Origin of the sequence: Oribacterium sp. oral taxon 102, assembly GCF_013394775.1 — a bacterium.
Lineage (GTDB): Bacteria > Bacillota > Clostridia > Lachnospirales > Lachnospiraceae > Oribacterium.
This window is the reverse complement of sequence record NZ_JABXYT010000001.1, coordinates 1,479,747-1,504,402: the sequence shown is the minus strand read 5'-3', so window position 1 is coordinate 1,504,402 and position 24,656 is coordinate 1,479,747. Positions and strand designations below refer to the sequence as shown.

Below are 24,656 nucleotides of genomic sequence, written 5' to 3'. Positions count from 1 at the left end.
TTATTTGCTCCTTGCAATTATATTCTGCCGAACGACCAAAATGACTATGAAGGTTACGAAAACGATGAGATCCTTATAAGCAGGACTGATAACGAGGGATGTCATCGTTTCCAAAATCCCCAGAAATATCCCTGCAAAAAAGGCCCCCTGAATGGAACCGAAGCCGCCGACAACGACTACAATCAGCGCTCTCAGAGAAAATCCCGCGCCTGCTGTCGGACTGATGACATAGAACTGTGTCAGAAGCGCTCCCGCGACGCCTGCCAGCGCCGCACCGATTCCATATGTCAGGATATATGTTCTCTTCACATGGATTCCCACGACCTCCGCGCCAACCGCATTCTGGGAAACTGCCCGAATCTGCTTTCCTATCGTAGTATATTTCAGAAAGATAAACAGCGCAGCTGTAATTATAATCAAAGCGCCGAAGCTGATGAGCTTTGGCAGCGCCATGGTAATCGGTCCGAGCCGCAGCGTTGCAGAGGAATACCCTGTCTGCAATGTCCGATAATTGGAGCCGAATATCACCAGTGCAAGATTCTGCAGAAGCGTACCAAGCCCGACCGTAAGAAACAAGAGATTGGTGAAGCTGTGCGTCCCGAGAGACGGCGTAATCAATGATGATTGAATCACCGCTCCGATGCAGAACATCAAAAACGCGACGATCGGCACACAAACATAGGGATCAAGTCCCAAAAATGTGTACAGCACGAAGGTAAGGTACATTCCTGCCATCAGCATTTCCCCATGGCAGAAGTTAATTATCTTCATCACACCGAAAATGACGTTCTGCCCCATGCCCATCAGGGAATAGAACCCGCCAATCAGCAGACCATTTACGCATGCCTGTAAAAAAGTATCCATGAATCGCTCCCCTCCCTCACAAATTCCGTCAATTCATTCTGCTGCCAAATCAGATAATAGGACATGGTTATTTGAAAGAAATTATTTTGTCATGTCTATTATAGAAAAGAACGGTTAGCACTTGTTTGTCAAAGCTCTGCTCTATTCTGCCGCAAGAGGATCCGGACACAAAAGGATAGCACTATTTTGCGATAAAACAGTGCTATCCTCTGGGGCTTGTTGAATGCAAATGACGTTATTTACCCTCCCGCAGCCGGTCTCTCATCTCTGTCGGCGTCATACCTGTATATTTTTTGAAAATTCTGGAAAAGTAATTTGGATTTGTATACCCTGCTTCTATGCATATTTCCTTTATATTCCGTTCCGGATTCTCGTACAGCAGTGTTTTGGCTCTTCCAATCCGAAGGTCTGTGAGAAAATCGCTGAAATTTTCTCCGGTTCCCTCTTTGAAAAGCTTACTGAAGTAATATGGACTGATATTCAGTTCTGTTGCCACAGACTCCAGTGAAAGATCCCTCTGGAAATTTTTCCTCATATATTCCTTCGCTCTGCCCGCTACCGTATCCGTCCTCTGTCCTGCCAAAAACACCCTTCTGCCATACTGCAGCATTGCATCGAGGAAGGCCGTCTGCAGTTCCTTCGCATCTGCTGCCTTGACAACTGCGATTTCCGCATCCCCCAGAGGGAGATATCCCTGTTCGGAAGCAAGCTGGCGGGCTGCCATGAGAATTTCCAGTATGACAATGCGGGCGTGCTCTATCCTGCTTTCTGCGGCGCCATCCGTCTCGTCCATACAGGTGTCCGCCACCGACACAGGCATCGTACGATACGCCTCCGGTTGCAGTAAATAGGAAATCATCCACTCCGCCTCCCTGCGTATCTCTATTTCTGATCCCCTTCGAAGTGCGTTGAGAATATTTTTTCGAGCCTCCGCCTGCTGCCTGTCCCCTGTATTCCATGCTGCAAGGTCGTCAATATGTGTAACCTTACGGACGCCGTGCCGAAGTGCATTCAGGGCTTCATGATAGGAATTGTACATTTCCTCCCATGTCCTTACGGATCCGATACCCGCTTTGAAGTCAATACCTGTTATTTCCCGCAGAGATGTGGTCATGGCACGAACCTTCTCAATCCTGCGCAGACGCTCCTTGTACGAAAGCTCCTCCCTTTCCGTCGGCGCCACACAGATAATCTTATTACCCATCGCATCAGACAGAAATACCTTAAAGCAACTTCTTATCTGTCCGTTCATCTTCGGAATAAACTTCCGGGCACGGACAGACGCGCCGATTGGATTGCCGGGACCATCCTTGTCAAAGCCCTCTCCCCACTCAAGCGCCAGGACATAGCCGTAGTTCTCCTCCACGTTCAAAAGACTTCTGTATTTGTTTCCCGCATAACAGTATTCATCCCGGGTAATAAGGGACATAACGAAGCCGTTCTCAATAATGGGAATAACCGTCTCCATCCGCTCCTGTATCTTCAGATCCTGCTGTCGTTTGGCGCGTTCTCCATCCAGCTCATACATAAGCTTCTTCAGTGCTTCGCCCACCTTTTTCCGGTCCATAGGCTTCATGAGGTAATCCGCAGCTCCCAGCTTGATTGCCTCTGCGGCATACTCGAAATTATCGTATGCCGTCAGAATAAGCGCCTTGAATTTCGGATTCTGCTTCTTCATTTCTGCCAAAGCGCCGAGGCCGTTAATGCCCGGCATCTGAATATCAATCAGACCAATGTCCGGTCGTTCCGCTTCAAAGAGCTCGATCGCCTGCCGTCCGCTTTTCGCTGAAAACACCTCGCAGTCGGAGCCGAAATCCCTTTCAATGATAAACTTCAGGGAATCCCTGACGATTCCCTCATCATCCGCTATTAAAATTCTGTACATACTTCCTCTGTTATAGCCATCCTCAGCCTATACTGCATTTCTTTACAGGGACGCTGATCCGCACTCTGGTTCCATTCACGTTTTCGATTTTGAAAACATCCTCTTTTTGATAATACAGCCTCAACCGTTCCCTGACATTTTTCAGGCCCACGCCGCTTTCCTTTGGATTTCTGCTGAAATTGATTTCTCCGCTGCGGATCTCCTCCAGCTTTTTCTCCGGAATACCGCAGCCGTTATCTTGGATCTCAATCAGCGCATACCTTTCGTTCTCCCTGCTTACCCGTATAGTTATGAGCTTGTCCCCCGAAAAATCCGGATCATAAGCGTATTTCAGACTGTTTTCTACAATCGGCTGAAGCACCATACCCGGGAAGGCTGCCTCCAGAAGCCGGTCGTCAATTTCTTTTTTCAACGTATACTCACCGGAGAAACGGACATTCATAATGTATATATAGTTGTCCACCAAAACAAGCTCATCCTGAATCGTGGATTCTCTCCCATTTCCTCTGAGCTGACCACGGAGAAACGCTGCTGTGTGGTTCAGGAAAGCATAGGTTCGTTCGGCATCCTCCATCATGGAAAGCTGCTGCCCCGCATTCAAGGTATTAAAAAGAAAATGCGGGTCGAGCTGTGCCTGATAATATTTCAGCTGTGCATCCTTAAGCAGCGCATCCATCTTTAATTCCTTCTCCCGCATCTCCATTTCCCGCCTTGCAGCGGCTTTGATCTTCGTAATATCCGCCCGGATACTTTGCAGCATACTGCTGAAGGTACGCGTGAGTGTCCCGACCTCATCCTCGTGTCTGACTTCCGGAAAGGCGATATCCAGGTTTCCTCCCTCTACCTCCAGGGCCCTGTCTGACAGCTCGCGCAGCGGCCGGATAACGGTTGAAATAACGGTCCACAAGATTATCAGCATATAGATGCTCACGGTACACAAAATCAGAAGAATAATCTGTTCAAGATTTTCCAAAGAATGGTAGAGAATATCATAATTGTCTGAATTAAGCTGGAAACGCAGAAGCTCCAGTGAACGACAATTGGAAAGGATGTAGCCATATACAGTTCTTGCTTTGATGAATTCCTCTCTGCAGTCTGCAATACCGCCTCTCTGCTTTTTTCTCACGGCCTGTCCCGTCAAAAGCAGATAGGAATCGGAAAGCTCCCTGATTGTACGTTCCAGCTGCCTAGCAGGCTGGTCGCTGATCTCACTGGGGACGTTCCCCAGTCTATTCTGAAACAGCTCGAAGGCGTTTTGATATGCCTGCAATGCTGCGTCGCTTTGCGTATTGATATAACTGTCAAAGGCACGTTGCAGCTCAGTGAGCCCATTTTGCAGCTCCGTAAGCTGAATGCTGGTATCATATGCAGAATTCAGCCTCCGGATGCCGCGATTTACTCGCTTGAAGAGAAAGACATTCATAAGGAGAAGCAGCAATAAAAGGAAAATCGCAGGAATAAGCAGACGAAGCCTGAGAGACAAAAAGCCTTTCCTTCTGCCTGTGTTCTCCTGCGCGATTCCGGAAACTCTGTCATTCGGAATGATTTTCATACCTCGCTCCCTCTTCATATTGCTCCAGATTCTGCCGCGTGATGGTGCATAGACCGGCATCTGTGAAATAGTTTGCGAGATGATGCTCAAGATAACGAATCAGTTCATGCGCAGCCCTCTGTCCGAGCGAATCCGGATCGATCGTGACTGCGGCCTGAATGCCTCCATCCCGGATGCCCTCTTTAATGATGTCAGAAAGACAGCTTCCCAGAATATCTATGTGCTTTCCCAGCCCTCTGTCCTTAATAATCTGGTAGGCAAGCTCTGTTGTGGATTGATCCAGACAAATGACAAGATTTGGCATCGATTCTGTACGGCAAAGAAGCTGATTGATGACCGCCTCTGCATTGGTAAGCCCATCCGATTCCGCTACAAGCTGAATATCCAAGACATAGTCCTCCGTTCCGATAGCGGAAGCAATCCCGCTTTGGAACCAAAACTGATTGCCGCTCCCAAACGTCTTGGACGGCGCAAGGACAGAAATAGAATGTCTCCCGCCGGTGTCCATAGCCAGAATCCTGCGTCCAAACTCTCTCCCAAGGAAATATTCGTTTTCCCCAACAAAGCCGGTTCGCTTTGTGCCCGCTGCATCCCGCTCCATCGTAACAACAGGGATTCCTGCTGCAACCAGCTTATCGATCCGGCGTCTGACTGCATCATCATCCTCTGGGTAGAGGAGAACACCGTCCGTATGGCTGTAATACGCCATGTCGAGCAGTTCGCAAACGGAAAGCCGATCTACAAGCTGTTCATCCATAAGCTCTACATAAGCCCCCTTCTTCGCAGCCTCCTCTCTTGCCGCCTCATAAATGCTTCTCCAATATGCACTTTGCTGCTGACCGGTAATCATTGAAATATGATATTTGTAGCTGTACGCAGGCAACTCGTTTTCTCCCGCCTGATGCGTCAGCCGGTGGTATCTCCATCCGACATATAGTGTCAATGTAAGAAGCCCTATGCCAAGCAGCAGCTGAAATACAGACAGATATGCTTTGAGATGAACTGAAAATTTCTCATGGTCTTTTCCGGAAGTCATTTTTTCCCCACAGCGGCAAGATAAATCACAAATTCCTCCTCGCCGTCCAGTCCCAGCAGCCTGTCCATCCCCTTTTGCTCATAGATTCCCAGCGCGCAGGCACCTGCGTCAATCGACTCTGCCGCAAGATAGAGATTCTGACAGACATGTCCCGCGTCAAGCAAAATCTTCTTATGTGCCTGCGTGTCAAACTTCCACTCCGAACGATACGGCACCGTGCTCCAGACAAAGACCGCATTTGCCTTTCCGGCAAAATACGGTAGAAACGGCTGCGTCTTTCCCATGGTGAGCTCGTCAATCAGCGCCTCGCTGTTCTCCAAGGTACGAAGCTGCAAAAGGCTGTGGGAAAATGGCTGATACCGATAGATTCCTGCAGAAAGCCCCTCTACGTCCCGAAGCAACAGATACGTTTCCAGAGTATAAGTCATGCCGGCCGACGGCACTGTGCGGAGCGGCTTCCCTGCCGCCGTATGTCCGCTCACGCCCTGTGTTGCCCAAAGCAGATAGGACAGCTCCGGAAGAGAAAGACGCTCCCCGCTGTACCGCCTTACGCTTCGCCGTTCCCGAATACAGCTCCAGATATCCCGCTTCTTAAGCACCTCCTCCACAGGCTCCGGAAGCGGATACAGCTCCTGTCCGGCCTCTGGTGCCTTTTCCGCCGGAGGCTGGGGCTCTCCCCGCTTTGCCCCGGTCTGCACACCTTGAAGACTGTGAAAATCCGTTTTCAGAAATGCTCTTTGTGCTTCAAACCGCTTCATGCTTCCCTCCTCTTCCCGCTTCCGTGCAGGACGCAATCCTCTTCACTGCGATCAACTGCAGGACTCCCGTAACATAATAAAGCCACAGGGTAACAAGAGAACCGGCAAAGATCTGCCGGTTCCCCAAAAACTCGCGCTGCACTGCTGCCGCCTAGTCCTGTGCCTTGTTCGCCGCTGCCTCTGCGACAATCTGATTCTGAATGTCGCCCGGCGCCTGCTCATAACGGACGAAAGCATATTCATAGCTTCCGGCGCCGCCGGTCATCGAGCGGAGGTCTGTGTTGTAGCCGTAGAGATTGCTCATCGGAAGCTCTGCCTCGATCATCTGCTTGCCGTCGTGCAGTGCGGTCATACCGAGCACACGTCCGCGGCGCTTCGTCAGATCGCCCATGATGTCTCCGGTATTGCTGTCCGGCGCTGTCACCTTGAGAGAGGCGATCGGCTCGAGCAGCACCGGCTGTGCTTTCATGAAGCCGTCCTTGAATGCGATGGACGCTGCCGTCTTGAACGCCTGCTCCGAGGAATCCACCGGATGATAGGAGCCGTCCAGCAGCGTCGCCCGGACGCCGACCACCGGATAGCCGGCGAGCGGTCCTTTCTTGCAGCTCTCCTGGATTCCCTTCTCTACCGCCGGGAAGAAATTCTTCGGCACAGCGCCGCCGAATACCTTCTCTTCGAAAATATACGGCGTCTCATTGTCACCGCTCGGGGCGAACTCCATGATGACATCGCCATACTGTCCGTGTCCGCCGGACTGCTTCTTGTACCTGCCCTGCACCTTGACGGTCTTCTTCAGAGTCTCTCGGTATGCGAACTTCGGCTTCGACAGGACGATAGAGACATTGTAGCGCTCCTTCAGCATGGAGGCTGTGACCTCGAGCTGCTGCTCGCCGATTGCATAGAGCAGAGACTGCCGGTTTTCCGGATCAGCCACGGTCTTCAGCGTCTTATCCTCCTCCATCATCCGCTGGAGCGCGGTGGAAAGCTTGTCCTCATCCGCCTTGTTCTCTGCGCGGTACGCCATATAGGTATACGGCGTCGAAAGCTGCGGTCCATGGTAGAGCACCGGAGCGGTACGGACGGCGATCGAATCTCCGGTCTCTGTCACGGCAAGCTTCGCCACTGCGCCGATATCTCCGGCGCGAAGCTCCGGAACCTCGATGGAATCCCCGCCGCGGAGCAGGTAAACCTTTCCGACCTTCTCTATCGTCTCCTTTTTGGAATTATAAATCTCCGAATTCGGCTTCATGGTGCCTGTGCAGATCTTCACCAGACTGTACTTGCCCATGAACGGATCGGCGATCGTCTTCCAGACCTTTGCGGAGAGGGAAACCTCGGAATTATACTTCGCTGTGAAGCGCTCGCCGGTGGATGCGTCCACGCCGACGGTCTCGAACTCATTCGGAGCCGGAAAATATTTCTCAATGATCTGCAAAAGGACATTGAAGCCCTGAATATTTGTGCCTGATCCCATCAGTACCGGCACCACGCTGCAGGTTTTCACATTCTCGCGGAGCGCAGTCTGGATCTCATCTACCGTGAATTCCTCGCCGGAGAAATATTTCTCCATATACTCATCCGAGGTCTCCGCTACTGCCTCGAGCAGCGCGCTCCTCGCGATGCCGAGATTCTTCTCCACATAATCCGGAATCTCGCAGGGCTCATATTCGTTCAGCTTCGTGAAGCGGCGTCCCGCCATCTTGATGACATTCACAAAGCCCACAAACTTCTCATTCTCACGGATCGGAAGCTGGAACGGCGCGACAGCGCGTCCGAAACGTTTCTCAAGATCCAGCACCAACTGCCGGTAGGAGGCGTGATCGTCATCCATATTGCTGACGAAGAACAGCCTCGGAATGCGGAACCTCTCACAGATCTCCCACGCCTTGACCGTCCCCGGCTCAATCCCCGCCTTGCAGTTCACGACGATAACGGCGGCATCCGCAGCGGAAACCGCCTCCTCCACCTCGCCGATGAAATCGAAATATCCCGGAGTATCGAGGATATTCACCTTTATATCTCCGCTCTCTCCCTTGTATTCGATCGGAAGCACGGAAGCAGAGATTGAGAAGTGCCTCTTCTTCTCCTCTTTATCATAATCCGATACCGTAGTCCCATCCGGCACGGAGCCCATGCGGCTGATGCCTCCGGTAACAAACATAAGCGCCTCTGCTACTGTGGTCTTGCCTGCGCCCCCATGCCCTAAGAGAACTACGTTGCGTATGGCTCCGGTGTCATAAACCTTCATATTCTTCCTACCTCCTGTTGTCGCCGTCTCCTGCCGAATCGGAAACGGCGAGAGACGCTCTGAAATTTAGTTTTATTTTACTAAAATCAAGACAATATTACAAGAAATATATTCCTTTTTCACAAGTTCAATCTCGCAGATCATACTGATACCGCTTCAGCACCGTAAGCGCCTTCTCCTTCGCCTCTTCCTCGTAGAAGGCGATCCGGAGCGCGCCCTCTCCGTGATCGCGGGCATTGTTGATGCCGATATTCTTGATAGAGATCCCCTTAGAGGCGAGGATCACTGAAATCGTAGAGATCGCGCCGACCTCGTCCGCGATATCCACGGAGAAGCTGTAGTCCGCACTGAGCGCCCCCTTGCTCTTCGCATCAATAGAATTTCGGTATTCCCGCGAGCTCTCGAACATCCGGAGGATTCTCTGATCGCTCTGCTCCTTTTTCAAGGAGAAGGAAATATCGGAGAGCATCCCGATATAACGGTCGAGCAGCGCCGCCAGCGCATGCGAATTACTGTCACAAATTTGTTCCCAAAGCGCCGGACTCGCGGACGCGATCCTCGTGATATCCCGGAAACCGCCTGCGGCAATCGTTTTCAGCGTATGCTGTGCATCATCCGATGCCTTCACGATATTTACAAGGGAACTCGCCACAATATGCGGAAGATGCGAAACGGCAGCCACTGCCGCGTCGTGCTTCTCCGCCTCCACCTGCATCGGAATCGCCTGCAGATCCTCCGCGAGCCTTCGAAGTGCCCCCGTCAGCTCGGGATGCTCGTCGGAAATCGGGCTGATGATATAGTAGGCATTGGAAAAAAGGTAGTCCGTGCTTGCCTTGTAGCCGGTCTGCTCCGAACCTGCCATCGGATGTCCGCCGACGAAACAGCGCTCGAGCCCGAGCTCCTTCGCCCGTGCGCAGATCGCCCCCTTGGTCGAGCCAACATCCGTAAGCACCGCACCATCCTTGATCAGTCTGCCGATTTCCGGGAGGTAAGCGAGATTGTCCTGCACCGGCGCGCAGAGAAAGACCATGTCACACTCGGAAATCCTTTTGTCGCACGGACTTTCCAGGATCACATTGACGACGCCCTCCTCCTGTGCAATCTCCAGATTGGATTTGTTCCTGCCGAATGCCATAATCCGGGTATCCGGATATTTTTTCAGTACCCCCTTCGCGATGGAGCCGCCGATCAATCCGAAGCCGATAAATGCGATAGATCTCATAGTTTTCTCCTCTTCTTTGCCACGTCGCACCGCGTCCTTCCCCTTCCGCAGCCAAATACCTATCAGCGGCGCAAGCGCTGCGAAGTGATGCACAGCTTTTATACTATTGACGATACCGATACTTTTAACTTACAGATTTAATCACTTTAGCACTTCAACGCGCTTCGGTCAAGTCTTACTCCGGAATCAATACTTGACGAAGCCCACGGCAGATAATAGAATGGTAGGAACATCCTAAGAACTTGTATGCAAAGTACTATTCGACTGTCGTATCATCTGCCTGCTCAATAAGGAGGGAATGAATGTCAAGCCAGCATCCAGATCATCCTTATCCGGTCCTCACGCACGAAGAGCTCTGCGAGCTTATCCAGAAGCTTTCTCTGATCTTTGACGTCGTGCGGGTCGTAGACGCCGTTTCGCTTTTTGTCGTGGATATGGACAGGAACGGACATTGCAGGATGCAGAGCCATCATTGTCATGAAATCTGGCACAAAAATAAGCGCTGTGAAAACTGTATTTCTCTGCTTTCCTATCTGAAAAAAACGCGTCTTACCAAGTTTGAATTCATCGGTGAGGATGTTTATCATGTTACCTCACAGTATATTCTGGCAGACCAAAAGCCTTTCACACTCGAAATTGTACAGAAAATCACCGGAGATGTTCTGCGGAATTCTCTGAATAGTCCTTCTCTGCACCAGCAGCTCGAGAGCTATTCCGCGCTGCTCTATTCAGATTCCCTGACCGGTATCCACAACCGCCGTTACTACGACGATCAGGTGGCAGATCTGCGGCTGGATGCCATCGCGATGCTGGATCTCGATAATTTCAAGAAGCTGAACGATACCCACGGACATATTCAGGGAGACAGCTTTCTCGAGGATGCTGCGCAGGAGCTCAAGGCAATGGTTCGCAGCTCTGATATCGTGCTCCGCTACGGCGGAGATGAATTCTTCCTTGCCTTCCAGAACATCAGCAGGGAGAATCTGATGGAAAAGCTCGAGAAAATCCGGCTTCGGCTCCACGAGCTCGGGCAGCGCCGCTTCCCCGACCTCGAGCTCAGCGCCAGCATCGGCGCCGTCATGGGCTCCGCCCCGGTCTCCAAGCTGCTGCCCTATGCCGACAGCGCACTGTATCAGGCGAAAAGCCGGAAGAACCATCTTTTCTTCCACGAGGACTTTATCCGCTGAGCAGGAATCCTCTCGAGCTCTCCCCATTTTTTCAAACAAATCCGTCTGCCGAAAAAGATCTGGTTCCCTTCTTCAAGAGTCTCCGGATCTTTTTTGCTGCCCCCGAGCTCTGCCCGGGGGAGCCGCGCGGCTTAGTGCGGTTCGAAGGACTGCGCTGCCTCTCCGGCGAAGAGCTTAGAGCGGTTCAAAATAATCGCTTGTGATTGTTTCCTTGCTGCCCCCGAGCTCTGCTCGGGGGAGCCGCGCGGCTTAGAGCGATTCAAGATAATCGCTTGCGATTATTTCCCTGACAAGCCTTACAGCAGATCAAAGATGCTCATCTGGTTGGAGCTCGGAATATCGCCCAGCAGCCCCAGCTCGGAGAATTTCTCGGCGAAGCCCTTCGGACAGTGGGTTCGGTTGATGAAGTCGTCCCGGGACAGGAACTGTCCTGCCCTTGCTCCCTCCTCGATCCCCTGCGCCACTGCCTCTCCGAGTCCCGCCATACAGCTGAAGCTCGGCATGATCCTGCCGTCCTCCGTGATCTGGAAGCTCGTCGCCTTCGCCTTGTAAATGTCGATCGGGGCGAACTCGATGCCGCGGGCGTACATTTCCTCACAGATCTTCATATCCCGGAGGCAGAGCGCCTCCGTATTCGTCGGCTTCGGGATATTCTGATACTCCTTGATATAATAGCGGAGCTTGTCCAGTCCGAAGCACATCTTGTCATAGTCGAAGCCGTCCGCACGGATCGAGTAATATGCCGTATAATATTCTCTCGGATAGAAGACCTTGCAGTACGCCACACGCCACGCCATCATGACATAGGCGGCGGCATGTGCCTTCGGGAACATATACTTGATCTTCTTGCAGGCATCGATATACCACTGCGGGACATTGTGTTCCAGCATATCCCGGCACCACTCATCCTTCAGCGGCTTATGCTTCCTCGTCGCTTCCATGATCGTGAAGCTTTCCCCGGGATCCATCCCCATATGCATGAGATAGACCATGATATCGTCCCGGCAGCAGATCGCGTTCTGCAGGGTCGTGACGCCCTGCAGGATCAGATCCTGCGCATTATTGAGATAGACGTCCGTCCCGTGCGATAGACCGGATATCCGCACCAGATCAGAGAGGTACTGCGGCTTTGTGTCCTCTACCATCTGCATAGCGAAGGAGGTGCCGAACTCAGGGATGCCGAGACAGCCCAGCCGCACACCCTGTATGTCTTCCGGACGGATGCCCAGCGCCTCCGTCGAGCGGAAGAGACTCATCACCTCCGGCGAGCTGAGCGGAATATCCTTCACGGGGTCAATGCCGGTCAGATCCTGCAGCTTCCGTATCATCGTCGGATCATCGTGACCCAGAATGTCCAGCTTCAGCAGGTTGTGGTCGATCTTGTGGTAGTCAAAGTGCGTCGTAATGATCGGAGAGCTGCTGTCGTTCGCAGGGTGCTGCACCGGGGTGAAGGTTTCGATCTCCTCCCCGTGCGGCAGCACGACAATCCCGCCCGGATGCTGTCCGGTCGTTCGGCGCACGCCGACACAGCCCTGCACCAGACGGTCGATCTCTGCATTCCGCTTCGCGACACCGCGTTCCTCATAGTATTTCCGTATCATGCCGTACGCCGTCTTGTCGGCGAGCGTACCGATGGTTCCCGCCTTGAAGGTATGCCCGTCTCCGAAGATCACACCGGTATAAGCATGTGCCTTCGCCTGATACTCTCCGGAGAAATTCAGATCGATATCCGGCTCCTTGTCTCCATTGAAGCCGAGGAAGGTCTCGAAGGGAATGTCGAAGCCCCAGCGGTTCAGCTCCGCCCCGCAGCGCGGGCACTTCTTCGCCGGCATATCGCAGCCCGCCATACCGGAATACTTCTTCACCTCCGGAGAGTCGAAGTCGTACCAGAAGCAGTCCGGACAGACATAATGCGGGGAAAGCGGGTTCACCTCCGTGATATGCGCCATGGTCGCCGCGAAGGAGGAGCCGACCGAGCCTCGGGAGCCGACCAGATATCCGTCCTCATTGGACTTGTCCACAAGCTTCTGTGCAATGATATACATCACCGAATAGCCGTTTCCGATGATAGACTTCAGCTCGACCTCGAGACGGTCCTCCACAATCTTCGGCAACTCCGGCCCATACATCCTGTGCGCGGTCTCATAGCAGATCCGGCGCAGCTCCTCGTCCGAATGCTCGATAACCGGCGGGCACTTGTCCGGACGCACCGGCTTGATCGGCTCGCACATATCCGCGATTCGGTTCGGATTGTCGATCACCAGCTCCTTCGCCTTATTCGGCGTAAGGTAGTCGAACTCCCCAAGCATCTCCTCTGTCGAACGGAAATAGAGGCAGGCGTCGCTCTCCTCTTCCTCGAAGCCCCGCCCCGCCATGATAATCTTCCGATAAATATCATCCTCCGGATTCACATAATGCGCATCGCAGGTCGCGCAGACCGGTTTCCCGAGCTGCTCCCCGATCGAAATGATTTTTTTATTGTATTCGATCAGATCCTCCCGCGTCTTCGCGGAGTAGCGATCCGAATGCAGCATGAAATCATTGTTCCCGAGCGGCTGCACCTCGAGGTAGTCGTAAAAGGACGCAATGTCCATGAGCTGGGAGTCCTCCGCTCCGCGCACCATGCTGTCAAAGAGCTCCCCCATTACGCAGGCACTTCCGACAAGCAGTCCCTCCCGCCTTTCCTTGAGCAGCGATTTCGGGATACGCGGCGCCTTTTTGAAGTAATGGAGGTGCGATTCCGAAATCAGCCGGTAAAGATTGATCCTGCCGACATCGTTCTTCGCAAGGAGGATAACGTGATGGCTCGGCAGCTTGCAGACATTTGCCGCATGGTCATAATCCAGACGGTCAATGTCGATAAGCCGCGTCACGCCGCGCTTCTCCAGCATTTCGATTTCCCTCTGATAGATCTCCGCAGTCGCGCCGGCGTCATCCACGGCGCGGTGATGGTTCTCCAGGGAGACCTTCAGCTCCTTCGCGATCGTATCCAGCTTGAAACGGTTCAGATGCGGAAGCAGCAGTCTGGAGAGTCCGACCGTATCCAATATCGTCGGCTGATACGGAATTCCGAGCCGCTTCGCATTGGCACGAATGAAGCCCGTGTCGAATTCAGCATTGTGCGCTACAATCACAGCCGAACCGCACCAGTCGAGAAAGCGCGGGAGCACCTCCTCAATCGGATCTGCGTCGAGCACCATGGAATCGTCGATTGAGGTGAGCTGTGTGATGCGGAACGGAATCGGGATCCTCGGATTCACGAAGACATCCATCCGATCCACGATCTGATTGTCGCGGAGCTTCACCGCGCCGATCTCAATGATGCGGTCATTCGCAGCATTAAAGCCGGTCGTCTCGATATCGAAAACCACCGTCTCCGCACGGAGCGCCTGCTCACCCGGATTCGTTACGATGGACTGGAGGTCGTCTACAAGATAGCCCTCTACGCCGTAGAGCAGCTTAAAGTCCTTCTCATGTCCGATCTTTTTCAGATAAATCGCCGCATCCGGAAACGCCTGCACGACGCCATGATCCGTAATCGCCATCGCACGCATACCGAAGGAGATGGCGGTATCGATGTAATCGTTGATATCGGAAACCCCATCCATGTCGGACATTTTTGTATGCAGATGCAGCTCGACGCGCTTCTCCTTCGCGTGATCCTGCCGCTTTTCCCGTGTAATGCTGTATTTCTTGATCCCGTTCACGTGAGAGAGCTCCAGCTCCTTATCAAAGGTATCGAACTCAACGACGCCCTTCAGTTTAATCTGGCTTCCCGGCTTCAGGAATGCACGTGCCGCCTCCATATCCTCATCATCCACGAAGATCTTGGATGCAATGGAATCGGTAAAGTCCGTGAAGGAAAAGCTGAGGATATTCTTTCCGGACTTCGTCCGCCGCTCGTCCACCATAATAATTTGTCCGCCCAGCACCACGGTACCGCTCGCCTCACTGACTTCGGAAATTTTTATCGGCTCCTCGTAGAAGTCCCTGCCATAGAGCACCTCCTCCGATTCCGAGCGCTTGAAGGCGAATTTTCGCCGGGCGTTGCCGTCTCTCCCCCATTTTCCGCTTCCCGCTCCCATCTGCGGACTTGCAATCGGCTGCGTCCTTCGCTCGGAGACTGCGGTTTCGTTGCGCTTCTCCGTCTGCGTTCCGTTTCCTTGATACTCATATGCCCTCTTTGCACTGTCCAGCTGGAAAGGATCGTAGGCGTGCAGGAAGCCCTCCTCCCTTTTCCGGATCGTCTCCGCTGTCGGCCCGCGAAGCTCTGCCGGAACATAGTTTCGATCGCAGGACCGTATCTCCTCCTTCTTTTCCCGTTCCTCGTACAGCACCTCGAGCCTGTAGTCTACGCCGCACCGCTCCTCGAAGAGCTTCTTCAGAATCTGTATAAGCTCCTTCTCCGCCCTTGCGTAGAGATGGGAATTCGGAACCGTCAGCTGCATACTGTCCTCATCATTCCAGCTGATCTTCCCGATGGAGAGCATATTATAAAGGACGATATTGTAATCCCGAAGCTCCATCAGGATCGATTCTCCGTACATCTCATACAGCGTCCGCGCACTGTACTGGGCGGACAGCCGGAACTTCTCCAGTATCCGTACGCCGAGCTTCTTCCCGGGGAAGAGCTGCGTCTTGATCGCCCGCTCCATTTCCCGAACCTCCGCCTTATCGATCACATGCCGGGAATGAATATAGATCCGAAGCTGTGTCTTGTCCCGGGAGATCGTCACGCGGGAAACCAGCACATCCTGAAACAGGGACAGCATCCCGTCCCGAAGCTCCAGATTCTCGAATACCTCAAAAAAATGCTTCATAGCCTGTCCTTACGCTCTGTCCTCCCCTTTATATGCTGCATAGGGTCATATTATACCATGCCTGCGGTAGGTTTCCAATGCTTCTGAGGAATGCAGAATCGCAGACAAAAAAGGTAAGGAAAAGGAACCCCTTATGCGAGGAGTTCCTTTTTCTGTACAGCTGAAAGCAGCGCCAATGCTTCTTACTTCTTCGTGATATACCCGAGCTTCACCAGCATTTCCGCCGATTCCACACCGCCGCCTGCCGCGCCGCGAAGGGTATTGTGGCTGAGTCCGACGAACTTCCAGTCAAAGAGACTGTCCGGACGGAGCCGGCCGATCGAGATGCCCATACCGTTCTCAAAATTCACATCCAGCCTGACCTGCGGCCGGTTGTCCTCCGTCAGATACTGGATGAACTGTTTCGGCGCAGACGGTAGCGCATACTCCTGCGGCAGCCCTCTGTAGCTTACGAGACGGTCAATCAGCTCCTCCTTTGTCGGCTTCTTTCTGAAATTCACGAAGACCGTCGCAGTATGTCCGTTCAGCACCGGCACACGGATGCATTGTGAAGTGATCAGCGGACTCTCTGCCGGAACGATCTCCCTGCCGACGATCCTGCCGAAGACGCGGAGCGGCTCTCTCTCGGACTTCTCCTCCTCGCCGCCGATATACGGGATTACGTTGCCGACCATCTCCGGCCAGCTCTCGAAGTTCTTCCCCGCGCCGGAGATCGCCTGATAGGTGGAAACCACCACCTGCGTCGGCTCGAATTCTCTCCATGCGGCAAGCGCCGGACTGTAGGACTGAATGGAGCAGTTCGGCTTCACCGCAATGAAGCCGCGGCTCGTACCGAGCCTCTCCCGCTGCACCTTGATGATCTCGTAATGCTCCGGGTTGATCTCCGGCACAACCATCGGAACATCCGGCGTCCAACGATGCGCGGAGTTATTGGAAACCACCGGCGTCTCCGTCTTCGCATATGCCTCCTCGATCTCCCTGATCTCCTCTTTCTTCATGTCAACAGCAGAGAATACGAAGTCTACATCGGAAACGACCTCCGTGACCTTCGAAACGTCCTTCACGATGATATCCCTGACCTTCTCCGGCATCGGCGTCTCCAGCTTCCATCTGCCTCCGACCGCCTGCTCATAGCGAAGTCCTGCGGAGCGCGGGGAGGCTGCCAGTGTCGTAATCTCAAACCAGGGATGCTCCGCCAGCAGCGTGGCAAACCTCTGTCCTACCATCCCCGTCGCGCCCAGAATTCCAACCTTTAGCTTTTCCATATTCATCTCCTCTGCCGCAGCCCCGCCGGAATGCGGCAGAGAATGCGAAATGTTTGTCATTAAATGTCTGTCATTGTTTCTTAGATTTATACTCCGAAGCGACAGGAAAGACAATAGAACAAATGCCTATGCTTCCTATAGCCCCAAAGAATGTCCGGGCATCGCGCTGCATTTCCCTTTCCATATACTGCTCAGTGCTTCGTTCCTTTTCCGCCGCGTTTTCCGATTTTCAGGCGGTTCAGCGCGAGCTTTTTCTCATTGACAGTGATCTCTTTGTTCTCGCTGCCGAGCAGGTAGAAGCCCTTCAGACTGTCGCCCTTCCCAAGCTTCACAGAGACGACGCCCTTCGCAGTCTTTTTCTGCACGGGAATCTCCTCAATGCCGCATCGAAGGAAGAAGCCACCGGCGGTCTCAAACACGATATCGCTCTCCGCATCCCATTCCTTCACCATGACAAGACGGTCTCCCTCTGCGAGCTTCGTCGCGGAAACCTGTCGGTTCGCGGTATCGAACTCCTCCGCGGCAACGCGCTTCACCAGTCCCTCCTCGCTCAGGAAGAGCAGCTGTTTTCCGGAAATCCCCGAACGGACACTTAGGAACAGGATCTCCTCCTCATTCGCGGAATATTTGCTGATATTGTCGATCGGGATCCCCTTGTCCCGGAACTTCCCGAGCGGCACATCCATCATTTTCAGCTGATACATATTGCCCTTATCCGTGAAAAGGAGCAGGCGGTCGGTATTTTTGCAGGGCAGCAGGTAGCGGCTCTCGGCGCGGAGCGCCTCCTGATTTCTCTGATAGGTCGCCTCGTCCACGAGCTTTGCATAGCCGAATTTGTCCTGCACATAGATCACATTCATCTCTTCCACGGCAGACTCGTCATAGACAGCCTCTCTGCCGTCCTCGAGCAGGGTTCTCCGCGGCACGGCATATTCCGCCCGGATCCCCCTGAGCTCCTGCGCCAGCAGCTCGTTCGCCCTGCCTCGGGATCCGAGAATCGCGCGGTATTCCTTGATCCTGCGAAGCGTCTCCGTGTGCTCCTTCCGGAGCTCTCTGAGCTCGAGTCCGATCAGCTTCGCAAGCCGCATATCGAGGATCGCCTGCGCCTGTCTCTCAGTGAAATGAAAGCATTGTATCTGCTCTCGGAATTCCATGTCGCGCGGCCTCAGCCGGAGCTTCGACAGCTCTCCCGTCATCAACGCCTGCTTCGCGTCTGCCTGCGACTGACAGCTCCGAAGCAGGGCAATGATGGCATCGATCAAATCGACCGCCTCAATCAGCCCCTCCTGAATCTCCCGTCTCTGGCTCTCCTTTTCGAGCAGATTCGTATACTTCCGATCGATCAGCTCATACTGGAACTTCACATATTCCTTCAGGATGCCGCGCAGAGACAGAATCTCCGGCCGCCCATTCACGATCGCAAGCATATTGACGCCGAAGGTGTCCTCGAGCTTCGTCTTCTTATAGAGAATATTGGTGATGCGTTCGATATCCGCTCCGCTCCGAAGCTCGAGCACGATCCGCATTCCCTCCTTGTCGGACTGGTTGGAGATGTCCAGAATTTCCGGCAGCTTCTTGTCCTCAACGAGCTGCGCAGTGTCCTGCATGAACTTCTGTATGCCCTGTCCGATCATCGTATAGGGAATCTCCGTGATCACGAGCTTGTCCCGATCCGACCTGCCCTGCTTCTTCTCGAAGCATAGCTTCCCGCGGAGCTTGAGCCTGCCGCAGCCGCTCCGGTAGATATCCAGCAGCTCCGACTTGTTCGCGATGATACCTCCGGTAGGAAAATCGGGGCCGTGCAGATACTGCATCATCTCGGAAATGTCCATCGCCGGATTCTCAAGATAGGCGAGGAGCAGGTCGATGATCTCCCCAAGGTTATGGGACGGAGCGGAGGTGCTCATCCCTACGGCGATGCCTTCCGAGCCGTTCAGAAGAAAATATGGGATACGCGCCGGAAGCACCACAGGCTCCCGCAGCTTCTCGTCATAATTCAGCTGGAAAGGGACGGTAATCTCCATGTCCCGCAGCATCACATCGTCGGTAAACTTCTCGAGCCTCGCCTCGGTATATCTGGGCGCGGCAGCAGAGTCGCCCTCTATGGAGCCGAAATTCCCCTGTCCCCGAACGAGCGGCTGCATCCTCTTGAAGCCCTGCGCCATCACAACCAGTGTGTCATAGATCGAGGCATCTCCATGCGGATGATACTTTCCCATCGTATCACCGCAGATCCGGGCAGATTTCAGCGTCGGCCTGTCATGGGTAACGTGCAGCTCATCCATATCGAAGAGCACCCGCCGCTGTACCGGCTTCAGCCCGTCCCGAATATCCGGTACCGCGCGGCTGGTGATCACGCTCATGGAATAGTCGAGATAGGACTTCTGCATCTCCTCCGAAAATTCTGTCGTTAGTATTCTTTCTGCCATCTAAATCTTTCGTCCTCTCTTTTAAAGAAGCAATCGCAAGCGATTGCCCTGAACCGCTCAAAGCGCTTCGCCAGAGGTTTATCGCAGGACTTGTCCCTGCGATAAACCTCGAAGCTCTCCCGATCAGAGATCGGGGCAGAACGGATACAATTGATTCACGCGTCGATCACCGCCTCATTGGCATGCTGATAGATAAATTCCCGCCGCGGACCGACCTCCGTGCCCATCAGCATTCCCGTAACCTCGGAGGCAAGCCGTGCATCCTCGATCTCGACGCGCTTCAGCACACGGTTCTCCGGATTCAGCGTCGTCTCCCAGAGCTCGGACGGATCCATCTCACCGAGTCCCTTGAAGCGCTTGATCTCATAGCTCCCCTCTTTATGCTTCTCGCGGTACTTCAGGAGCGCACTCTCATCATAAAGGTACTGCGGCGTCTCCTTCTTATTATTCGGTGTCGCCAGATACAGCGGCGGCATCGACACATAGACATGCCCCTCCCGAATCAGATCCGGCATGAAGCGGTAGAGGAAGGTCAGAAGCAGCGTGTCGATATGGCTGCCGTCGACATCCGCATCCGTCATCAAAATGATCTTATTGTAGCGCAGCTTCGAAATGTCGAAGTCATTGCCGTAGCCCTCCGAAAAGCCGCAGCCGAAGGTGTTGATCATCGTCTTGATCTCCGCATTGGCGAGCACCTTATCGATTGATGCCTTCTCTACATTCAGGATTTTTCCGCGGAGCGGAAGGATCGCCTGCGTGTGACGGTTGCGGGAGCCCCGTGCCGAGCCGCCCGCGGAATCTCCCTCCACGATGAAAATCTCGCATTCCTCCGGGTTCCTGGAAATGCAGTTCGCGAGCTTCCCATTGGAATCGAAGCTGTACTTCGACTTCGAGAGCAGGTTGGTCTTCGCCTTCTCCTCCTGCCGCCGGATCTTCGCAGAGCGCTCCGCACAGCCGATCACCGCCTTCACAACCTCGACATTCCGATCGAAGAAATGCTCCAGCTCCTCCCCTGTGACTGCCGCGACATGCTTCGCCGCCTCCAGCGAGGCAAGCTTCGTCTTGGTCTGTCCCTCGAAAACAGGCTCATGATACTTAATTGATACAATCGCTGTGATGCCGTTGCGGGTATCCGCACCGGTGAAATTCGGATCCTTCTCCTTCAGGATACCGAGCTGCCTCGCATAGCTGTTCACGATCTGTGTCAGCTTCGTTTTGAAGCCGACGATATGCGTGCCGCCCTCCTGCGTATAAATATCATTACAGAAGCCGAGAATATTCTCCTCAAAAGAATCGGTATACTGGATGCAGCACTCCACCTCCGAGCGCTCCGCACTCCCGCGGAAATAGATTGCCGGGGTCACCGGGGCGCCGGCATCCTTATTGAGCTCCCGCACGAAAGCGATCAGTCCCTCCGGCTCATGATACTGCGCTTCCACTGCCGGGACCTCTCTCTCATCCCGATAATGAATCGTCAGCTCCGGATTCAGATATGCGGTCTCATGAAGCCGCGACTGTAACCAATCCGCCTTGAAGCGGGTCTTCTCAAAGATCTCTTCATCCGGAATGAAGCAGGTCTCCGTTCCGGTCTCCTTCGTTCTCCCGACCACCGGAAGCAGCCCGCCGGTCAGCTCCTTCGTCGGAATCCCCCTCGCATATTCATCCTCATAGATTTTACCGTCCTGATAGATGCGAATCCTCATATAGCGCGAAAGTGCGTTCACGACCGAGGAGCCCACGCCATGCAGTCCGCCGGAGGTCTTGTAGGATTTGTCGTCGAATTTCCCGCCGGCATGCAGCGTCGTCATTACGATCCGCTCCGCGGAAACCCCCTTCTTATGCAGACCGACCGGAATCCCTCTTCCGTTATCCCTGACGGTACAGGAACCATCCTCACCAAGCGTCACCCAGATCTCAGAGCAGTGCCCCGCCAGATGCTCGTCCACGGAATTGTCCACAATCTCATAGATCAGATGGTTCAGCCCTTTCGTGCTGACGGAGCCGATATACATGCCCGGTCTCCTGCGGACAGCCTCCAGCCCCTCCAGCACGGTAATACTGTCTGCATTGTAGTTCTCTGCCATTCTATCCTCCCGAAAGCTGCCTGTAGCAGCGCAGTCTATGCCCTGTACGAAATTCCCTCCGAATGAGCATCACACGGAAAATATAATAGCGTACATTTGTTTTTAAATCAAGTGCTTCGGTACACGCCGTGAAAGCTTAGACAACGAAACACAAAAATCAAAGAAGCAGCATTGTATAACAGTGTGTAACAGTTGACGTCTGCCGCACACTGTTATATACTGTTTATGGAGGGCAGGGATGTGCATATCATTTTAAACAATTCCTCAATGGTACCGATCTATGAACAACTTGTGGAGCAGGTGAAAAATGAAATCCTGAGCGGTAAACTCGCGGAAAATGAAGTTCTTCCATCTGTCAGAGCACTTTCCGGCGAGCTGCGCATCAGCGCTCTTACTGTTAAAAAAGCCTATGACAAGCTGGAGGAAGAGGGTTTTATTGTTACTGTACATGGAAAAGGCAGCTATGTTGCCGCAGCCAACCGACTGCTTGCCATGGAAGCCCGGAGAAAGGCCGTGGAGAACGACTTCGCAGCTGCTGTCCGGAAAGCCCGTGCAATCGGATTCACCGGAGACGATATTCTTTCGCTTGTAGAGATTCTGCTGGAGGACTTGTGATGGTCAAGGTTGATAAGCTTGTGAAAAATTACGGCGATTTCCGACTGAATGTCTCCATGGAGATCCCGGACGGAACCGTTACGGGGCTCGTCGGAAAAAACGGCGCCGGCAAAAGCACGACAATAAAAGCGATACTTGGGCTCATAAAGCCGGACGGAGGGCATGTCCGCATAAACGGCAGGGAAGCGGCAGAGCTGAGCAGGACCGAAAAGCGCTCCATCGGAGCCGCACTGTCTGATTCCGGATTCAGCGCTTACCTTAGTATAAGGGACATTATCTGCATTCTTCGGAAAATGTATCCGGCATTTGACGAAAATTTTTTCAGAAAAAACTGCGCAGCACAGGGACTTTCGTTTGACAAAAAAATAAAGGACTTCTCTACAGGCATGCGCGCTAAGCTCCGTGTACTCGTTGCTGTCAGTCACCGGGCAGAGCTGCTTATTCTGGATGAACCCACGGCCGGACTCGACATCGAAGCAAGGAACGACATTCTTGATCTGCTCCGCCAGTATCTTCTCGGCAATGACAGGCGTTCCATCCTGCTTAGCTCTCATATCTCTTCCGACCTCGAGGGGCTGTGCGATGACATTTATCTTATCCATGACGGCAAAATCATCCTCCACGAGGATACCGACATCATATTAAGCAATTACGCGATCCTGAAGCTCAGTGCGGATACCTATGAAAGACTCGACAAACATTATCTCCTCCGTGCGAAAAAAGAGCCCTTCGGATATCTGTGTTTTACAAATGAGAAGCAGTTTTATGCAGAAAACTATCCTGGTATTGTCATCGAGAACGGCAGGATAGACGATCTGATCATGATGATGGCAGGAGGAAATTGATATGCTTGGTCTCATAGAAAAGGATCTGCGGCTTACCCTCACCAGAACGCAGACCCTTTTGCTCTTCTTCATCATGACATTGGTCATGGGAATCACCATAGGCGGTTCTTTCCTTATCAGCTATCCCGCAATCATTGCTGTGATAACAGCAGTCGGAACCATAAGCTATGATGAATTCGACAACGGATTTGCATTTTTAATGACACTGCCGTTTGACAGGAAGACCTATATCAGAGAAAAATATCTGTTCAGCTTCCTGATGGTCTCGGCAGGCTGGGGGCTCGGGGCGGCACTCTACTGCGTCGGCGCTGTTTTTCGCCGTAATGCAGTCCCTCTGGCAGATACGCTGCCGATGCTGATGATCCCTATTCCCGTCTTTTATCTCTTCGCTGCAATTCTGATTCCGCTTCAGCTGAAATACGGTTCGGAAAAAAGCAGGATTGTTTTCTCTGTCCTGTTCGGCTCCATCGCCATTCTGATATTCGGCGTGAAATCTGTTTTCAGCGGTTCAAATAATCCTTTCGTAAGGATTGCAAAGCGCCTTGACGGTCTCTCCCCGATTCCCGCCCTGTTTACTTTGGCCGCTGTATCTGTCCTGCTTACCTATGCTTTCTATCTGTGGAGCATACGGATCATAGAGAAAAAAGAATATTAAGACGAAGAAGCTTCCCAGTGGCAGCGCAGCGCTGTCACTGGGAAGCTTCTTCCAAAAAGCCGTATGTCACCGCATACTCTAAGTCCTATGCGTCTGCAAACAGCGCTGTGGAAAGGTAACGATCCCCGGAGTCCGGAAGCAGTGCAACGATCGTCTTGCCCCTGTTCTCCTCTCTTCCTGCAAGTATTACCGCTGCCTTCAGCGCTGCGCCGGAGGAGATGCCCACGAGGATGCCCTCGCTGTGTCCGAAACGCCTGCCCTCCTCAAAGGCATCCTCATTCTCAATTGTGAGGATCTCGTCATAGATCCCAGTATCCAGCGTCTCCGGAACGAAGCCTGCCCCGATTCCCTGAATTTTATGCGGGCCCGCCTTACCCTCGGAGAGAACCGGACTGCCTGCCGGCTCTACGGCGACGATCTTCACTGCGGGGTTCTGCTCCTTCAGATATGCGCCGATGCCGCTGATCGTCCCGCCGGTACCGATACCGGCCACGAAAATATCGACCTTGCCGCCGCTCTGCTCCCAGATTTCCGGTCCGGTCGTCCTGCGGTGTGCCGCCGGATTCGCCGGGTTGGAGAACTGTCCGAGAATCACGGAGCCCTCGATCTCCTGCTTCAGCTCCTCTGCCTTCGCGATCGCGCCCTTCATGCCCTTTGCCCCCTCGGTCAGCACCAGCTCCGCGCCATACGCCCGCAGGAGATTTCTCCGCTCCACACTCATCGTATCCGGGAGAGTCAGGATCGCATGATAACCCTTCGCGGCTGCCACGGAAGCGATTCCGATGCCGGTATTCCCGCTGGTCGGCTCAATGATAGTCGCCCCCGGTCGAAGCAGACCTCTCTTCTCGGCGTCCTCGATCATTGCGAGCGCGATCCGATCCTTCACCGAGCCCGCCGGATTCAGATATTCCAGCTTCGCGAGGAGCCGCGCCCCTTCGGCATTTGCCGCCTTACTGTAGCGCGCCGCCTCCAGCAGCGGCGTATTCCCGATCAGCTCCACTACACTTTTTCTGATATCAGCCATTTTCTTACCCTCTCCTTCTTCGCCTTTCATAATTCCTATAATTCCCATGTGTTTATAGGAATTTAACCCCTGCGTAAAATCTACATCTTTTTTCTCCCGCTGTCAATTCCTTTTTACAGAACTTTTTCTATTCTTATAATCGCATTTCCGGCACTGTGTCATGACAT

16 protein-coding genes are annotated in these 24,656 nt (G+C 53.3%); 4 read left to right on the top strand and 12 right to left on the bottom strand.

All coding sequences use genetic code 11. The annotated features are described in order from the left end of the window. The 7 genes from HW273_RS06845 to HW273_RS06815 form a co-directional block, all read right to left on the bottom strand. Complete coding sequence (locus HW273_RS06845) at nucleotides 1-864, bottom strand: branched-chain amino acid ABC transporter permease (protein WP_179011067.1); 864 nt, start codon at nucleotides 862-864, stop codon at nucleotides 1-3. Between the two features lie 235 nt (nucleotides 865-1,099). After that, a complete protein-coding gene (locus tag HW273_RS06840) occupies nucleotides 1,100-2,749 on the bottom strand; it encodes a response regulator transcription factor (protein ID WP_179011066.1) in 1,650 nt (549 codons plus the stop codon). Between the two features lie 22 nt (nucleotides 2,750-2,771). Next, nucleotides 2,772-4,301: a sensor histidine kinase gene (locus tag HW273_RS06835; protein WP_179011065.1), complete on the bottom strand. Its 1,530-nt coding sequence runs from the start codon at nucleotides 4,299-4,301 to the stop codon at nucleotides 2,772-2,774. Continuing rightward, a complete protein-coding gene (locus HW273_RS06830; protein WP_179011064.1) occupies nucleotides 4,282-5,337 on the bottom strand; it encodes a sugar ABC transporter substrate-binding protein in 1,056 nt (351 codons plus the stop codon). Before HW273_RS06830 ends, HW273_RS06835 begins: the two co-directional genes overlap by 20 nt. Further along, a complete protein-coding gene (locus HW273_RS06825; protein ID WP_179011063.1) occupies nucleotides 5,334-6,095 on the bottom strand; it encodes a SagB/ThcOx family dehydrogenase in 762 nt (253 codons plus the stop codon). Before HW273_RS06825 ends, HW273_RS06830 begins: the two co-directional genes overlap by 4 nt. 151 nt (nucleotides 6,096-6,246) lie before the next feature. Next, the gene (locus tag HW273_RS06820; protein WP_179011062.1) at nucleotides 6,247-8,343 is read right to left on the bottom strand and encodes an elongation factor G; all 2,097 of its coding nucleotides are present in this window, start codon (nucleotides 8,341-8,343) and stop codon (nucleotides 6,247-6,249) included. A 127-nt stretch (nucleotides 8,344-8,470) separates the two neighbouring features. After that, nucleotides 8,471-9,565: a prephenate dehydrogenase gene (locus HW273_RS06815; RefSeq protein WP_179011061.1), complete on the bottom strand. Its 1,095-nt coding sequence runs from the start codon at nucleotides 9,563-9,565 to the stop codon at nucleotides 8,471-8,473. Nucleotides 9,566-9,867: 302 nt separating this feature from the next. Here HW273_RS06815 and HW273_RS06810 point away from each other — a divergent pair, with 302 nt between their 5' ends. Continuing rightward, entirely contained in the window at nucleotides 9,868-10,752 is an 885-nt protein-coding gene (locus tag HW273_RS06810; RefSeq protein WP_179011060.1) for a GGDEF domain-containing protein, read from the top strand. Between the two features lie 296 nt (nucleotides 10,753-11,048). Here HW273_RS06810 and HW273_RS06805 read toward each other — a convergent pair whose 3' ends face one another. From HW273_RS06805 to HW273_RS06790, 4 genes are all read right to left on the bottom strand, one after another. Next, nucleotides 11,049-15,572 carry a PolC-type DNA polymerase III gene (locus HW273_RS06805; RefSeq protein ID WP_179011059.1) on the bottom strand — a complete coding sequence of 1,508 codons (4,524 nt, stop codon included), beginning with the start codon at nucleotides 15,570-15,572 and terminating at the stop codon, nucleotides 11,049-11,051. Between the two features lie 182 nt (nucleotides 15,573-15,754). Then, nucleotides 15,755-16,837 carry an aspartate-semialdehyde dehydrogenase gene (gene asd / locus HW273_RS06800; RefSeq protein ID WP_179011058.1) on the bottom strand — a complete coding sequence of 361 codons (1,083 nt, stop codon included), beginning with the start codon at nucleotides 16,835-16,837 and terminating at the stop codon, nucleotides 15,755-15,757. A 191-nt stretch (nucleotides 16,838-17,028) separates the two neighbouring features. Further along, a complete protein-coding gene (locus HW273_RS06795) occupies nucleotides 17,029-19,266 on the bottom strand; it encodes a DNA gyrase/topoisomerase IV subunit A (protein WP_179011057.1) in 2,238 nt (745 codons plus the stop codon). Between the two features lie 155 nt (nucleotides 19,267-19,421). Then, the gene (locus HW273_RS06790; protein WP_179011056.1) at nucleotides 19,422-21,350 is read right to left on the bottom strand and encodes a DNA gyrase/topoisomerase IV subunit B; all 1,929 of its coding nucleotides are present in this window, start codon (nucleotides 21,348-21,350) and stop codon (nucleotides 19,422-19,424) included. Between the two features lie 240 nt (nucleotides 21,351-21,590). On the opposite strand from HW273_RS06790, the gene HW273_RS06785 reads away from it, so the two are divergent. From HW273_RS06785 to HW273_RS06775, 3 genes are read left to right on the top strand one after another with little or no spacing between them, the layout of a single operon-like run. Beyond that, a complete protein-coding gene (locus HW273_RS06785; protein WP_179011055.1) occupies nucleotides 21,591-21,965 on the top strand; it encodes a GntR family transcriptional regulator in 375 nt (124 codons plus the stop codon). Next, on the top strand, nucleotides 21,965-22,810 hold the full coding sequence (locus tag HW273_RS06780; protein ID WP_179011054.1) for an ABC transporter ATP-binding protein: 846 nt from the start codon (nucleotides 21,965-21,967) through the stop codon (nucleotides 22,808-22,810). The genes HW273_RS06785 and HW273_RS06780 overlap by 1 nt, the downstream gene beginning before the upstream one ends. 1 nt (nucleotide 22,811) lies before the next feature. Next, nucleotides 22,812-23,465 carry an ABC-2 transporter permease gene (locus HW273_RS06775; protein WP_179011053.1) on the top strand — a complete coding sequence of 218 codons (654 nt, stop codon included), beginning with the start codon at nucleotides 22,812-22,814 and terminating at the stop codon, nucleotides 23,463-23,465. A gap of 85 nt (nucleotides 23,466-23,550) precedes the next feature. On the opposite strand, the gene cysK is transcribed toward HW273_RS06775, so the two are convergent. Continuing rightward, a complete protein-coding gene (gene cysK, locus HW273_RS06770) occupies nucleotides 23,551-24,489 on the bottom strand; it encodes a cysteine synthase A (protein ID WP_179011052.1) in 939 nt (312 codons plus the stop codon). Between the last annotated feature and the right edge of the window lie 167 nt (nucleotides 24,490-24,656).

What these genes read in the sequence shown, in the direction of transcription:
- HW273_RS06845 (WP_179011067.1), bottom strand. Translation starts at nt 864, where the DNA reads ATGGATACTTTTTTACAGGCATGCGTAAATGGTCTGCTGATTGGCGGG.
- HW273_RS06840 (WP_179011066.1), bottom strand. Translation starts at nt 2,749, where the DNA reads ATGTACAGAATTTTAATAGCGGATGATGAGGGAATCGTCAGGGATTCC.
- HW273_RS06835 (WP_179011065.1), bottom strand. Translation starts at nt 4,301, where the DNA reads ATGAAAATCATTCCGAATGACAGAGTTTCCGGAATCGCGCAGGAGAAC.
- HW273_RS06830 (WP_179011064.1), bottom strand. Translation starts at nt 5,337, where the DNA reads ATGACTTCCGGAAAAGACCATGAGAAATTTTCAGTTCATCTCAAAGCA.
- HW273_RS06825 (WP_179011063.1), bottom strand. Translation starts at nt 6,095, where the DNA reads ATGAAGCGGTTTGAAGCACAAAGAGCATTTCTGAAAACGGATTTTCAC.
- HW273_RS06820 (WP_179011062.1), bottom strand. Translation starts at nt 8,343, where the DNA reads ATGAAGGTTTATGACACCGGAGCCATACGCAACGTAGTTCTCTTAGGG.
- HW273_RS06815 (WP_179011061.1), bottom strand. Translation starts at nt 9,565, where the DNA reads ATGAGATCTATCGCATTTATCGGCTTCGGATTGATCGGCGGCTCCATC.
- HW273_RS06810 (WP_179011060.1), top strand. Translation starts at nt 9,868, where the DNA reads ATGTCAAGCCAGCATCCAGATCATCCTTATCCGGTCCTCACGCACGAA.
- HW273_RS06805 (WP_179011059.1), bottom strand. Translation starts at nt 15,572, where the DNA reads ATGAAGCATTTTTTTGAGGTATTCGAGAATCTGGAGCTTCGGGACGGG.
- asd (WP_179011058.1), bottom strand. Translation starts at nt 16,837, where the DNA reads ATGGAAAAGCTAAAGGTTGGAATTCTGGGCGCGACGGGGATGGTAGGA.
- HW273_RS06795 (WP_179011057.1), bottom strand. Translation starts at nt 19,266, where the DNA reads ATGGCAGAAAGAATACTAACGACAGAATTTTCGGAGGAGATGCAGAAG.
- HW273_RS06790 (WP_179011056.1), bottom strand. Translation starts at nt 21,350, where the DNA reads ATGGCAGAGAACTACAATGCAGACAGTATTACCGTGCTGGAGGGGCTG.
- HW273_RS06780 (WP_179011054.1), top strand. Translation starts at nt 21,965, where the DNA reads ATGGTCAAGGTTGATAAGCTTGTGAAAAATTACGGCGATTTCCGACTG.
- HW273_RS06775 (WP_179011053.1), top strand. Translation starts at nt 22,812, where the DNA reads ATGCTTGGTCTCATAGAAAAGGATCTGCGGCTTACCCTCACCAGAACG.
- cysK (WP_179011052.1), bottom strand. Translation starts at nt 24,489, where the DNA reads ATGGCTGATATCAGAAAAAGTGTAGTGGAGCTGATCGGGAATACGCCG.